The organism is Citrobacter sp. CK195 (genome assembly GCF_030333365.1).
Lineage (GTDB): Bacteria > Pseudomonadota > Gammaproteobacteria > Enterobacterales > Enterobacteriaceae > Citrobacter_B > Citrobacter_B koseri.
Genome location: NZ_JAOWGB010000026.1, coordinates 14,947 through 28,286 on the forward strand (window position 1 = coordinate 14,947; position 13,340 = coordinate 28,286).

General features: G+C 55.3%; 17 protein-coding genes. 4 read left to right on the forward strand and 13 right to left on the reverse strand.

The genetic code is table 11. From position 1 onward, the window contains the following. Positions 1–371: 371 nt before the first annotated feature. The 3 genes from OGX93_RS17630 (at position 372) to OGX93_RS17640 (ending at position 1,633) form a co-directional block, all read left to right on the forward strand. Entirely contained in the window at positions 372–740 is a 369-nt protein-coding gene (locus OGX93_RS17630) for an NlpC/P60 family protein (protein ID WP_024130212.1), read from the forward strand. After that, on the forward strand, positions 740–1,243 hold the full coding sequence (locus OGX93_RS17635) for a YqhG/Tai3 family protein (RefSeq protein WP_012131801.1): 504 nt from the start codon (positions 740–742) through the stop codon (positions 1,241–1,243). The genes OGX93_RS17630 and OGX93_RS17635 overlap by 1 nt, the downstream gene beginning before the upstream one ends. Before the next feature lie 117 nt (positions 1,244–1,360). Beyond that, positions 1,361–1,633, forward strand: a complete 273-nt coding sequence (locus OGX93_RS17640; protein WP_286449139.1) for a hypothetical protein — start codon at positions 1,361–1,363, stop codon at positions 1,631–1,633. 88 nt (positions 1,634–1,721) lie between these two features. On the opposite strand, the gene dctP is transcribed toward OGX93_RS17640, so the two are convergent. Further along, complete coding sequence (gene dctP, locus OGX93_RS17645; RefSeq protein WP_286449140.1) at positions 1,722–2,777, reverse strand: TRAP transporter substrate-binding protein DctP; 1,056 nt, start codon at positions 2,775–2,777, stop codon at positions 1,722–1,724. 48 nt (positions 2,778–2,825) lie between these two features. Further along, positions 2,826–3,416 carry a nuclear transport factor 2 family protein gene (locus tag OGX93_RS17650; protein ID WP_012131798.1) on the reverse strand — a complete coding sequence of 197 codons (591 nt, stop codon included), beginning with the start codon at positions 3,414–3,416 and terminating at the stop codon, positions 2,826–2,828. A gap of 110 nt (positions 3,417–3,526) precedes the next feature. Between OGX93_RS17650 and OGX93_RS17655 the strand changes: the two genes are divergently transcribed. Then, on the forward strand, positions 3,527–4,429 hold the full coding sequence (locus OGX93_RS17655; protein ID WP_071258852.1) for a LysR substrate-binding domain-containing protein: 903 nt from the start codon (positions 3,527–3,529) through the stop codon (positions 4,427–4,429). On the opposite strand, the gene ldtA is transcribed toward OGX93_RS17655, so the two are convergent. From ldtA to cbiK, 11 genes are all read right to left on the reverse strand, one after another. After that, the gene (gene ldtA / locus OGX93_RS17660) at positions 4,404–5,336 is read right to left on the reverse strand and encodes a L,D-transpeptidase (protein WP_441302676.1); all 933 of its coding nucleotides are present in this window, start codon (positions 5,334–5,336) and stop codon (positions 4,404–4,406) included. The genes OGX93_RS17655 and ldtA overlap by 26 nt on opposite strands. 109 nt (positions 5,337–5,445) lie before the next feature. Then, complete coding sequence (cobT, locus tag OGX93_RS17665; RefSeq protein WP_153258853.1) at positions 5,446–6,504, reverse strand: nicotinate-nucleotide--dimethylbenzimidazole phosphoribosyltransferase; 1,059 nt, start codon at positions 6,502–6,504, stop codon at positions 5,446–5,448. A gap of 25 nt (positions 6,505–6,529) precedes the next feature. Next, positions 6,530–7,273 (reverse strand): adenosylcobinamide-GDP ribazoletransferase, encoded by a 744-nt coding sequence (gene cobS / locus OGX93_RS17670; RefSeq protein WP_058669344.1) that lies wholly within the window; start codon positions 7,271–7,273, stop codon positions 6,530–6,532. Next, a complete protein-coding gene (cobU, locus tag OGX93_RS17675; protein WP_286449141.1) occupies positions 7,270–7,815 on the reverse strand; it encodes a bifunctional adenosylcobinamide kinase/adenosylcobinamide-phosphate guanylyltransferase in 546 nt (181 codons plus the stop codon). Before cobU ends, cobS begins: the two co-directional genes overlap by 4 nt. Next, entirely contained in the window at positions 7,812–9,332 is a 1,521-nt protein-coding gene (locus OGX93_RS17680) for a cobyric acid synthase (protein WP_286449142.1), read from the reverse strand. Before OGX93_RS17680 ends, cobU begins: the two co-directional genes overlap by 4 nt. Further along, positions 9,329–10,144: an energy-coupling factor ABC transporter ATP-binding protein gene (locus tag OGX93_RS17685; protein WP_012131791.1), complete on the reverse strand. Its 816-nt coding sequence runs from the start codon at positions 10,142–10,144 to the stop codon at positions 9,329–9,331. Before OGX93_RS17685 ends, OGX93_RS17680 begins: the two co-directional genes overlap by 4 nt. 8 nt (positions 10,145–10,152) lie before the next feature. Further along, positions 10,153–10,830, reverse strand: coding sequence for an energy-coupling factor ABC transporter transmembrane protein (locus OGX93_RS17690; RefSeq protein ID WP_047462753.1), 678 nt, complete (start codon positions 10,828–10,830; stop codon positions 10,153–10,155). Further along, entirely contained in the window at positions 10,817–11,098 is a 282-nt protein-coding gene (locus OGX93_RS17695) for an energy-coupling factor ABC transporter substrate-binding protein (protein ID WP_012131789.1), read from the reverse strand. Before OGX93_RS17695 ends, OGX93_RS17690 begins: the two co-directional genes overlap by 14 nt. A 1-nt stretch (position 11,099) precedes the next feature. After that, the gene (gene cbiM, locus OGX93_RS17700; protein WP_012131788.1) at positions 11,100–11,837 is read right to left on the reverse strand and encodes a cobalt ECF transporter S component CbiM; all 738 of its coding nucleotides are present in this window, start codon (positions 11,835–11,837) and stop codon (positions 11,100–11,102) included. Then, positions 11,834–12,547 carry a cobalt-factor II C(20)-methyltransferase gene (locus OGX93_RS17705; RefSeq protein WP_286449143.1) on the reverse strand — a complete coding sequence of 238 codons (714 nt, stop codon included), beginning with the start codon at positions 12,545–12,547 and terminating at the stop codon, positions 11,834–11,836. The genes cbiM and OGX93_RS17705 overlap by 4 nt, the downstream gene beginning before the upstream one ends. Then, entirely contained in the window at positions 12,544–13,338 is a 795-nt protein-coding gene (gene cbiK / locus OGX93_RS17710) for a sirohydrochlorin cobaltochelatase (RefSeq protein ID WP_012131786.1), read from the reverse strand. Before cbiK ends, OGX93_RS17705 begins: the two co-directional genes overlap by 4 nt. Positions 13,339–13,340: the final 2 nt, after the last annotated feature.

Sequence of the window (13,340 nt, forward strand, 5' to 3'; positions counted from 1 at the left end):
GCTGCTATCAGCACCAAAGAATTATAAAAAATGATGCACGCCAGGGCCGAAAATGGTTATTCGGCCCTTTTATCAGGCAACTGTAGTAATACGTTCCCGAGCGTTACGCTTTGCCTTCTCGCTTAAGGGGCCGGAGACATCATCTCGTCCAGAATGCTAGTGACCTGTTTCCCGCTCATATTCCGATACCCGCATTCTTTTATTTTCGGAATTCGTTTAGGCAATCCCTTCGCTATTGATTCCGCCTGCTCTCAGCGTCAAGCGCACTTGCCTCGCTTATCACGTTACGCTTTCTGTGGCACTAAATGATTAACCCTCCTAACTAATTGGGTATCTATTAGCAATTTCTCTAACTGAAATGGATGATAATCATGGGATGGGACACAAGAAGCGCCGGAAACTGGGCAAAACATCACGCCGAACCGGGGCCAACGAATAACTGTGCATCGTATGTGCGCAAGGCCATAAAGGCAGGGGGCGTGACCGTAACAAACACGCAAAACGCCAAAGATTACGGCCCAATGCTGGAGTCTGCGGGGTTTAGAAAAATATCTTCAACGCAATCCCCCAGAGCTGGCGACGTGGTAGTGATTCAGCCTTACGCGGGAGGACACGCCGCCGGTCACATGGCTATTTACGACGGCCAGGATTGGTATTCAGACTTTAAACAGCGGGATTTTTGGGGCGGTCCTGGATACCGTTCGTCAAAGCCAGCGCATCAAATGTACAGGAAGGATTGATGAAAGCCCTTTATGTTGTTCTCATGATATTTGCAATTACCGCGTGCAGCTCAGGACGCGATAACGCAGAACGGCGTGTTTCAGATTTCTACACTTACTATCTAAACGTGTTTGCAAATAGTGAAGGGAAAATAAAGCCTGCGCCTGAAAAGATGGATGAATATATTTCGAAGGATACGCTAGCCCAACTAAATACTATCTCTCATATTTATGAGCAGGAGATTATCGACACCGATTACTATACATATGCGCAAGATTATTCAGCAGATTGGATCCCCTTATTGAAAGTTGGAAAAGCTAAAAACTGTTTTGGTGGTGAATACGTCGATGTTTGGTTGGGTCGACAAAACAATCAGACGTATCAAATTGGAGTCTACCTAAAAAGAGAGGGCGGCAAGTGGAAAATATACAGAGTGAAGAATGTTACCGCCGGTTATGAGCATTACATATTTGACGCGCACGCCATTGAGAAAGCGAAGCAACATGCTGCAACCACCAATTAAATAGGGAGATTATGACGGCCGCTAAATTAATCCCAATTCGCGGCCAACCTTAACAGTCATTATGCTTTTCTTTCGTCCTCCGGTGGATTCAACAACGTCAGCGCTACAGAATGTTTTATGATTCAGCCGTCGGTTAAGGATATAAGAGCCCACTCCCGCCAGCGTCAGTCGCTGGCGAGTCAGATATTGCAGACCGTAGAGAACCTGTCATTACGCACCCACAGTGATGAGGATAAGTACGTTCTGCAATATATTGCCCGGTATGTCAAAAAGGGCATCAATGATTCAGACAGAATACGCAGTATGATTAAACGCGCGGTGGACTTAAACACCGTCATGGAACGTATGCGAAAAATGCTGCTATCAGCACCAAAGAATTATAAAAAATGATGCACGCCAGGGCCGAAAATGGTTATTCGGCCCTTTTATCAGGCAATTGTCGCAATACGTTCCCGAGCGTTACGTTTTGCCTTCTCGCTTAAGGGGCCGGAGACATCATCTCGTCCAGAATGCTACTGACCTGTTTCATCACCCTTCCCGCCTCGGTAAGCCCGTTCTTTTCCTGTTCCTTCACCCACTCAGACTGAATCTCCTGGTATCGGGTGGCGGCTTTCCATTGCGCAACGTCTTCAGAGTGCAGAATCCTGACCGTCGCACCGCTTTTTTCCAGATCGGCGACTTGTGTGGTGAAACTTTTATCCATTACGGAACCCAGGGATTGATAAGCAATGTCAGCAGCCCGCTGAATCGCCGCCCGATCGTCGCGGGAAAGGTTATCCCAGGTGTTTTTATTCATCACCAGCAGGTAAACATGCCCAAGCCAGAGATCCCGCGAAACCAGCACATCAGGCGCGAATCGCTGAGCATTTAACGCATAGCCGCTATCCACATTCAACATTAATCCGTCGAGACTTCCGCTTTGTAAGGCCTTGTAGGTTTCATCTCCCCAGGGCATGGTCACGGCTTTAGCGCCGACATTTTTCAGAAACCCCTGGTGCCAGAAACTGGCGGAGCGCCACGTTCCCCCCTTAAGTCCTTCAGGATGACTCAGCGCGGTAGTGCTAAAAAAAGCCAGCGGATAGCCGGTCGCAATGAAAACATTCACCACATTTTCTTTCTTGAGTTCTGCCGAAAAATCCGGGATATCCGCATAAACGCGGCGAAAGAAAGCAACCTGCTTTTCCCCGGCAGGGCCGACGGGGAAGCTTTTAAAGATTTGCTGCAATGGTAATGCCTTAGCCGCATATTCAGGTACAACAACGGCCATATCCGCTTTGTCCCCCTTTCCCGCCATAGCCAGAGCCGTATAACCATCACTTAGCTCACCTCCCCAGTGCGCCTCTACCTTCAGGCGACCATGCGACTCTTTTTCGATTGCGGGGAAAAATACGTCATTGATAAAACGAGTGCGCATTCCACCCAGCGGTTCATGGTCGCTGTAGATTAGGGTTTGCGCAGCCAAAGCCGCACCGGGAAACATTAGCATCGCAAACAGAACGGCGATGCATTTTCGTCCTGGTATAGTGGTGAGCATTTCTCTTATCCTTTTGAGAATCATGATGATCGCAGTCGCTGATGAAGCTTAAACAACGGGCTCAGACAGCCAGCGCTGCCCTTCGGTTTTCATCTGCTGTTCGAGCGCACTGCCGCGCGTTGCGAATACACGCGTGACCGGAAATCCGCTTTTTTCCAGCAGGTATGCCAGCGCGGCGTATTCTCGCGGGTATTTTGCTACCGCGCTTTGATCAATATCGACCACGCCCAGCGGGAAGGTAAAACTCCCCATGTCATAAATGCTCTGGCGTCTGAAGAGCTTCCACACGCCATCGCGTTTTTCCGCCATATCGTAAAAGCGATTATGGGTCACCATCCCCAGATTCAGCTTCACATTCTCGCCGATGATCATGGCATTAGTTTCAACAATGGCGCGGTTGACGCTGCTATTGAAGGTCACTACCGGCGTGCCAATCAAATGTTTGGTGCGGATGTCAGAAGCCCCCATACGCATTGAGCCGTCAACAAAATCGCTCGCCAGCCCTTCAAACCAGGTTATCTCAATGGTGCCATCCGGGTGAAACAGCCCGCGAAGTTGCTCCCACTCGCCCAGATCGCGATGCATCCAGCCAGTGAGAAGATCGGTAATTTGCTGACGATCCGCCAGGTGATTGTGCATAATTTTTACTCCAGCCAGTTAAGTGGATTCAGTTTCCTCGCCATTAACGTTAAAATCCAATAGATAAATCTTACAGATTATTCAGTTTAGATGAATGATGAGGCCATCGTATGGATCTGCGCCACTTACGCTATTTTCTTGCCGTTGCACAAGAAGGACACTTTGGCCGCGCCGCCGAAAAACTCAATATCGTTCCTCCCGCGCTGAGCATGCAGATCAAGGCGCTGGAAGAAGAGTTAGGCGGCCCGCTGTTTATTCGTACCAGCCGGAAAGTTGAGTTAACCGAAGCGGGAAAATTGTTGCAGACCGAAGCGCAACGCACGCTTGAGCAGGCGGAACATGCCCGTCTGACAGTACAACGGTCGATGCGCGGAGAAACGGGTCTTGTGCGCGTTGGCTTTGCTGGCAACGCGGTGTTCAGCGGCAAATTGACAGAAGATCTGCGCGCCTTTCGCCAGGCCTATCCCGATGCGGAACTGGTCGTGTGCGAAATCGCGCCGTTGCTACAAGCGGATGCCATTCTGAGCGGCCAGCTCGACATTGGTTACACACCCGATCACCATAACGTACGCCAGCCAGAATTAGCGGCTGAAAAAATAGGCCTCTGGGGCCGGATGGTCGCCATCGCCGACGATCACCCGCTGGCTTGTGAAACCCATTTGACGGTAGATATGCTGGCTGAAGAGCCCCTCATTTTCTACGACACCCACCGTGCGGATGAGCCGCTTTATATGATGCTCACAGAGATTATGGGTCATGTTCCGCACGTCGCCCATTGCACCTCCAGCACGCTCAGCGTACTGGCTCTGGCCGCCGCCGGGCAAGGGCTGGCGCTGGTGCCTGAACCGCTGATGCACATCGCCATTCCCGGCCTGGTCTATCGCCCTCTCGACGCGCCTGAGTTATCGGCCAATCTGATGCTGCTCAGCAGAAAGAACGACAATAACGGCGCGGTAAAGGCTTTTCTGGAGATTGCGCGGAGAAACGTCAGAACCCCGTCAGACCCGCGCTGATATTTGTCGGCATCCCGGAGCGGCGCTCCAGCGCCTCGTTGACGCGATGAATGTCAACGCCGTCGCCCTTCATAAAAGTACGCATCACCGGCGTGATCGGCAGCGGTACTTTTTTGTCGGATTCAAATTCAGTGCGATTACGCGATAACGGCTCATGCACTTCAATCCAGCGACTGCCGTCCGCTTCGACGGTGGTTTTCAGCGGTTGATCGATAATCTGCACGCGAGTGCCCACCGGCACATTGTCAAACAGGTATTTGATATCATCGTTACGCAACCGGATGCACCCCTGGCTCACGCGCAGCCCAATACCGAAGTTCGCATTTGTGCCATGAATGGCATACAGCTTACCGATATAAATTGCATACAGCCCCATCGGGTTATCCGGCCCGGCGGGGACAAACGCGGGCAGACTTTCGCCTCGTTTAGCATATTCACGTCGGGTATTTGCCGTCGGCGTCCAGCTCGGCGCCTCCTGCTTACGCTCTACCGCAGTCACCCAGTTACGTGGGGTTTCTCGCCCCGCCTCGCCAATGCCAATCGGCAGGACATCAACGGTATCGCCCCCTTTCGGATAGTAGTAAAGACGCATTTCCGCCACGTTAACCACAATGCCTTCACGCACGGTATCCGGCAAAATAAGCTGCTGCGGCACCACCAACGTCGAACCGGACTTCGGCAAAAAGACATCCACATCGGGATTCGCTTCGAGCATATTGCTCAGCCCTTGTCCGTACTGCGCCGCAAACGCTTCCAGCGGTTGAGTATTATTGTCCGGGACGGTTATCGTCAGCGGGTTACCGACCAGACGACTCCCTTCTGGCGGCAATGGATAACTTACCGCCAGCGCGCTCTGGCTTGCGAACAGCAGAATAAAAGAACAAAACAATTTCACACGAGGCACCATTTCCCTTTCCTCAAATCGCAGCAGATGTCGGTTAATTATAGCTTTTTTATCGCCTTTCCGACGTTAACAGCGAATGAGCGCCACCGAAGGGAAACGATACGGCTTATCTTTATTTACCATTCGGCAGGACAATATTACTTGCCGCCAGTTGCCCCATGTTGCGGTACATCGCGCAGGCGGCTTCAACGATGGGCATTGCCAGCGCTGCGCCGCTGCCTTCGCCAAGACGCATTCCCATATGCAGATACGGCTCCAGCTCCAGGTGCTCCAGCGCAATCCGCGCACCCTTCTCTGCCGAGAAATGCGACGGAATCAGATACGGTTTAATTTCCGGCGCAACCTGACACGCCGCCAGCGCCGCAGAATAGGAGAGAAAACCATCCAGCACAACCGGCAATCCACATGACGCGGCGCCCAGCATCACGCCCGCCATACCGACCAGGTCAAAACCGCCCACCTTCGCCAGCACCTCAACGCCATCACGCGGATCGGGCCGGTTCACCGCAATGGCGCGGCGCACAACCTCAACTTTATTGCCAATTCTGGAGAGCGGAAGATTCGCGCCAATCCCCACCACATCTTCGGCATCGCTACCGGTCAGTACACTCACAATCGCCGCCGCAGGGGTGGTATTCGCCATTCCCAGTTCGCCAACGCCAAACAGCGTCACGCCGCTTTGCGCCAGTTCGCGGGTGTAGCGTATCACTTCCAGCAGCAGTTCTTCGGCCTGAACGCGGCTCATCGCCGGGCCTGTCGCGATATTCCCGCACCCACGCGCCACGCGCATATTCACCACGCCGGGGATCGGGTCGGCATCAATCCCGACGTCAATCACATGGACTTTTGCTCCGGCCTGAGCAGCCAGTACGCAAACACCGGTTGTTCCCTGCGTCATGTTGGCCGCCTGAATGGCGGTGACAACTTTCGGCGAGACCGCAACCCCTTCATCCCACACGCCATGATCGGCGCACATCACCAGCATCGCCTTCTTACCGACATGCGGAATGCCGTTGAGACCGGGCATCCCCGCTAACTGTACGGCCAGCGCTTCCAGGCGCCCGAGACTGCCCGGCGGCTTGAGCAAGCCGTCAATGTGTTGCCGGGCGTGCGCCATTGCGTCGCTGTCCGGTTTGGGAATGTCACGGAGTAAAGAGGTTAACGTCTGCATAAGGGTTCTCATCGTGTTGGCTGGCTCACAGCAGAGCCAGCAGGAAGATCAACTCGCCAAGTTCAATCGCCGCACCCAGCGTATCGCCGGTTTGCCCACCCAACGTGCGTTTTAATAATTGCCCAAGAATAAAAATTGCCGCCAGAGTGACCACCAGCGCAGCGACCCCGCGCATCCCCGGCATGAGTATCGCCGCGAGAATAGCGGTTAATCCCAGCGTAACGCAGGTTTGTCGCCCGGTAACTTTGCCGATAAACACGTTGCCCAGCCCTTCTTCACGGGCATAGCGATGACGATACATCAGCAATACGGCGACACCGCGCCCCGCCGCGCAGGCCATCGCCAGCGCCGCCAGCATCGGCGTGCCTCTCAGCGCCAGTTCGCTAATCACCAGCACTTTCGCCAGCAGGACAAAAATCAACGCCAGCCCGCCGTGGGTGCCCAGGCGGCTGTCACGCATAATTTCCAGCATCCGCTCCCGGCGGCGGGCGGAAAAAATACCGTCACAGGTATCCGCCAGACCGTCGAGGTGAAAACCGCCGGTCAGCAGCGCCAGCGTCAAAACGCAAAACAGGGCCGCCAGTGGAATGCCGCACCAGGACTGAAGCGCCACAAACACCAGGCCGCCAATCGCGCCCAGCAGCATGCCGATTAGCGGGAATGTCACAATACCGCGGGAATACTCCTCAAAATCCAGCCCCTGAGACCAACGGGTCGGAACAGGCAAACGCGAAATAAAAGCGAGCATCGCCCAGAACAACTTACTCATTTAATTTTGACTCCAATACCCGATACCACCAGCCAGACCTCATCCGCCGCCGCAGCCAGACGCTGATTGACCCGCCCGGCGATGTCGCGAAAATGTCGCGCCAGACGATTTTCCGGGACAATGCCCATGCCCACCTCATTGGTCACCAGAACCACCTGAGCCGGACAGCGCTGACAGGCGTCGATCAACGTGCGAATTTCATCTTCAATCGCCTGCTCCATCGCCGCGTAATCCCAGTTATCCGGGTCAGTATCGCCGCCCATCGCGAACAATAAATTGGTCACCATGGTCGTGATACACTCCAGCAGAATGGCCTCTTCGGGGGCGTTATCTGGCGTAATCAGCGCATCAAGATGCCGCCAGCATTCCGCTGTCCGCCAGTGCGGCGGTCTGCCATTCCGATGGTGCTGAATCCGCGCCGCCATCTCCTCGTCAAAAATCTGCGACGTGGCGATGTACAGCACCTGCGGCGAATCCGCGATTAACGCCTCCGCATGGCGGCTTTTCCCGCTGCGCGCGCCGCCGGTCACCAGAATCATCATACGGGCTCCTGGTGCTGTTGCATGATGGTATAAATTTTCTCAATATCGATGTGTTGTCGCATCGCATCCGCCAGCAGATCAAACTGCTGCGATTTATATTGCGCGTAATGGAAGGCGTGATCCAGCGGCGTCAGCCCCTTACGCACGCGCAGGCCATTGACCAGCGCCCGCGTGAACGCATCGCTGTCGAACAAGCCATGAAGATAGGTGCCAAAGACCAGTCCGTCGTCCGTTACCGCGCCGTCAGCGATAGCGTTTTCGCCTTTGCGTAACGTCATGGCTGGCTGGCATTGTGCATTCAGTGTCGTCTCGCCCATATGAATTTCATACCCGCGCACCGCCAGGCCAGACGCCGCCGCCAGCCATCCCGGCAGCGCAGAGGCCATCTGCCCTTCAACCTGCGTGGTGGTTTTATCCTGCGCGAAATGCGTGACGGTATTAAGCAGCCCAAGACCGGGGAGCGTGCCCAGCCCGGACTCCACCTCATCAATAATGGTGTCGCCCAGCATCTGATAGCCGCCACAGATGCCTGCCACCGGTACGCCCTGACGATGCGCCTGCAACACGGCATGCGCCATTGCGCTTTCACGCAGCCAGACCAGATCGCCAAGCGTATTTTTGCTGCCCGGCAGAATTATCAGGTCCGCGCCCGCCAGTTCTTCAGGATGGCGCACATAGCGCACGCGAACATCCGGCTGCGCCGCCAGCGCGTTGAAATCGGTGAAATTCGAGATGTGCGGCACCTGAACAACGGCAATGTCGATATCACGCCTATCGGTACGCAGGTATTTGCCTTTTTGCAGCGCCACGCCATCCTCATCTTCAAGATCGACCTCCAGCCAGGGCATCACGCCCAGAACCGGCACGCCGGTCAGCGCTTCAATTTGTTCAATGCCGGAGTAGAGCAGCGTCACGTCGCCGCGAAACTTATTGATGATCACCCCTTTCACTCTGGCGCGTTCACTATCATGCAGCAGCGCCAGCGTACCGTAGATAGAGGCAAAAACGCCGCCGCGATCGATATCCGCCACCAGAATGACCGGGCATTGCGCCATTTCCGCCATCCCCATATTGACGATGTCGCGGTCACGCAGGTTTATTTCCGCCGGGCTACCGGCGCCCTCCAGCACCAGAACGTCATATTCTTGCGCCAGGCTATTGTAAACCGTGAGGATCTGCTCACGCAGACGCGGCTTATATTCATGGTAGCTAACCGCGTCCATATCGGTGGCGACTTTGCCCATCAACACCACCTGCGCTTTCCGATCGCTGGTCGGTTTTAGCAGGACCGGATTCATCCGCACATCCGGCGCAATCCCCGCCGCTTCCGCCTGGAAAATCTGCGCGCGTCCCATCTCTTTGCCGTCCGGCGTAATGCCGGAATTCAGCGCCATATTCTGTGACTTAAACGGCGCCGTGCGCAGGCCATCCTGATAAAAGATGCGGCACAGCCCCGCCACCAGCACACTTTTACCTACATCTGATGCCGTTCCCTGCAACATTACTGCCTGCGTCATGACGCCTCCTTCAGCGCGTTCTCTCGCATACGCCCAAAAAATTCTTCTTCCGTTTTACACAACGGCAACCCCAGTTGCGCATGCAGTTTGACCAGCCACGGTTGCGTCAGCCCGGCTTGTTCGATCAGTTCAGTGCGTGCAAACACCTCCCCCGGCTCACCGTATGCCAGTACCTCGCCACGGCGCAGCACATAAACGGCATCGCTGACTTCATAAATGAGATCAATATCATGGCTGGAAATAACCACATGATTCCCCTGCGCCACAATCCGCTTGATGATCGCGATCATCTGCGTGCGCCCGGCAGGATCAAGCCCGGCAGTGGGTTCATCCAGCAGCAGGTAGCGGGCCTGCAACACCATCGCGCCCGCAATCGCCACACGTTTTTTTTGCCCGTGGCTTAAACACTGGATCGGCTGATGACGGAAATGCTGCGCATCAACCAGGGTCAACGCATCGTCCACGCGGCGGGCAATTTCATCCTCAGCCACGCCTAGATTTCGCAGACTAAAAGCGATATCGCTGTCGATATCGGTATAAAAAATTTGTTGATCGGGGTCCTGAAAAACGGTTGCCACCTGTTGGCGCAGCGCCAGCAGCCCGCGCTTACTGTAATCCAGCGCTTTTCCCTGCCACAAAACCTCGCCTTTTTGCGGGCGCAGTAAACCGCTCAGGTTCATGAATAGCGTCGATTTTCCGCAGCCGTTCGCGCCCACCAGCCCGGTAACCGCATGGGGGGAGAAATCCAGCGTTAGCCCCTTGAGCACCTGCTCATCCTGATAGCGAAACCAGAGACCGGAGGTGGCAAGCATACGAATCCTTACAGGTGAAAATCACCCTGATACAGTTTGATATCAAGCACGGTGGTCATTTGCTGATAGCGGATAAGCACACGCGTAAACAGCAAACCCACCAGCATTGCCAGAGAACGATAGCCTTTCGGCAAACTACGATAGCCAAAACGCAGCGTTTGCGCGCGATGAATGGCCAGCGCTTCGTCTAACAGGATAAAAATAAAGCGCCATGTCAGCAGGATCTGCTCGGTCAGCAGCCGTGGCACATGCGCGCGCTTAAGCAAAATAATCAGTTGCGGAAACGGCAGATTCAACACCAGCCAGAACGTCGCCGCCAGCGCGCTTAGGCTGCGCCAGAAGGTTTCATTGGCGGTATTCAACCCTGACGAAGTCACCCCCAGCCAGTAATCGCCAACCGGAACGCTTGCCAGTAACGAGTGAGGATCGCGGCTCACGCTGAATAAAATTGTCACCACGCCCACGCTTAAAAAGCCAAACGGTATCGCCATCCAGCGACACCAGCGCCAGAACGAAATCCGCAGCAGCCAGCAGCTCAGCCCGGCGATGAGCGCCAGTTCAATACCCTGCCCCAAAGGAGGCAGGGTAAAGGCCAGAATCATCATCAGCAACCAGAGCAAAAACTTACGCACCGGCGTAACATGAAGCCAGCGGCTCTGGTAGCTGAGTCGATCAAGCCCGGTCATCACGGCGCTGTCTGCCTTTGCTGTAACCGAGAATATAGAAAATCACCGCCGCGCCAAGCGAACCTTGCAGCGTAAACAGCAGGCTTTCAATTTCACCGCTGGCCGGTTCATACAATGGCTGGAACCACGGTTCATAGTGCGGCGCCACCACCTGGATCTGGCTTTCCGCTTCGCCGTCAGAGCCACCGAACTCACCGCCATGATCGATAAAAAACGGCAGGATCACCAGGGCAATCACCATAGCTAACAATATCAGCGTCTTTTTCATCTTAATGTCCTTGTGCGGTAATCAACCGGCGTTTGGTCAACTGGTCGTAAATCATGACGGTCAGCAGCCCCTCCGCGATCGCAATGGGGATCTGCGTCAGACAGAAAATCCCCATAAATTTAATCACTGAACCCATTGCTCCAGCCTGCGGGTCCGGGAACGCCACCCCAAGCTGCACCGACGTCACGAAGTACGTCACCAGATCCGCCAGCATGGCGCAAAGAAAGACGCCAACATCGCGGCGCAGCCCGGCGCGGCAGGCCATTTGCCATACCAGATACCCGACAACGGGGCCGATAACCGCCATCGACATCCCGTTCGCACCCAGCGTGGTCAGGCCGCCATGCGCCAGCAGCAGCGCCTGAAACAGCAGCACAATCGCCCCGAGGATCGCCACAACGCCTGGGCCAAATAAAATCACCGCAAGCCCTACCCCTGTCGGGTGCGAGCAACTACCTGTAACAGAAGGAATTTTAAGCGCCGACAGCACGAAGATAAACGCCCCGCACAATGCCAGCAGCACCTTCTGGTTGTTATCTTCCTGCACGATACGGCGCAGGCGCACCAGTCCGTACCACAGGCACGGTAAAAACAGCACCCACCAGGCCAGCGCCCACATCGGCGGCAGGAATCCCTCCATGATATGCATGGCGAACGCCTGTTCCGGGACAACCATCAGCAATAACGCCGCAGCTAACCCGCTGAAAGACAGCTGTTTTAGCTGTTGTTCAAGTTTCATTCTGCATACTCCCACTGTTTGTTGACCAGAATGGTCGAAAAATAGGGCAGCGGCTGCTCGTCGCTGACCTCATTCAGGTGACGCCAGCACTGCTCACCGGGCAGCGTGGCTTCCGCCATCATCAGGGCGCACTCCAGCAAACCTTCCTGTTGCAGCAATGCTTTAATGCGCGCGAAGCGACCGTAGACCTTCATCAGCACCAGACTGTCATGCTGTCTTAACGCCTGCTGAATTATCTCTTCCGCCGCGGTGCAGGAGATCACCGCCAGCGATTGTTGTTCCATCGCCAGCGGCGTTTTTGCGCGGGCGGCAATGGCGGCAAACGAGGTGACGCCAGGGACGATTTCCAGCCACGCCGGGTTGCCGATCCGCTGGAGTAAAAAGACCCAGGTGCTGAACAGCATGGCATCGCCGAGGGTGATGAACCCCACCTGTTTACCCGCCTCCACTTCCTGAACCAGCGCTGCGGCTACCTCATTCCAGACGGCTTCTTTTTCCGCGCTGTCGGCGCTCATCGGAAAGTGGCAGCAGCGGACTTCCGTCTGCTCACCCAGATACTCACGCACAATAGAGAGCGCCAGACTGTCGCCGCCTTTGCGCCCTGCCGGAGCGTAGAGGATATCGAGCGAGCCAAGTATTCGCGCCGCGCGCACGGTGATCAGATCGGCTGCGCCCGGCCCGGTGCTTAACGCATACAGCTTTCCACTCATGCCGCTTCCTCCATGGCCGTATTCAGCGCCTGTTGCAGATGCGCCACGAACATGGCGCGTACCGCCGGATTCTCCCCCAGACCGCTCAGCCACGGCGTCGCCGGGATGCCTGCGGCGTTGAACTGCGTTTTCCAGGAGTCCTCTTCATCGGAAGCCATATCGTTGATGGCATGATCGCCGGCGACAAGCATCAGCGGCATCAGATGCACCGCCGTTACGCCTTCCTGACGTAAGCTCCCGATGAGAATATCCACCTCCGGGTAACTCTCGACCGCTCCCACACGCGCCGGAAAACGCTGCGCCGTCATCATATGGTCCAGACACGCATAGGCCGCAAACGCGTGGTGGCTGGCGCCGTGCCCCATAAACACCACTTTCTCCGTCGCGCCAAGCGTCGGCATCTGCTGCTGTAAAGCCTGCATCAGCTGCGCGTAATCGGCATGGCTGCTCAACAGCGGCACGCCGAGCGTAAGACGGGTAAATAACGGGCGCAGAGTCTGAACTTCACGCACAATTTTTTCGTATTCGTCGCCGTTAATAATGTGCAGGGACTGAATCGCCACATCCTGATACCCCTGTTCAGCAAGCTTCTGCAATGCCTGAAGCGGCGTATCGATTTCAATGCCGTCACGCTGTTTGAGCTTGCGGATAATCATCCCGGAGGTGAACGCGCGAAACAGATCGCGATCCGGGCAGCTGGCTGCCAGATCGCGTTCGCAGGCCACAATGTTCTTTTCACAGGTGTCGTGATAGCTAGTGCCAAAACTCACCACCAGAAGCGCTTTTTTCATCT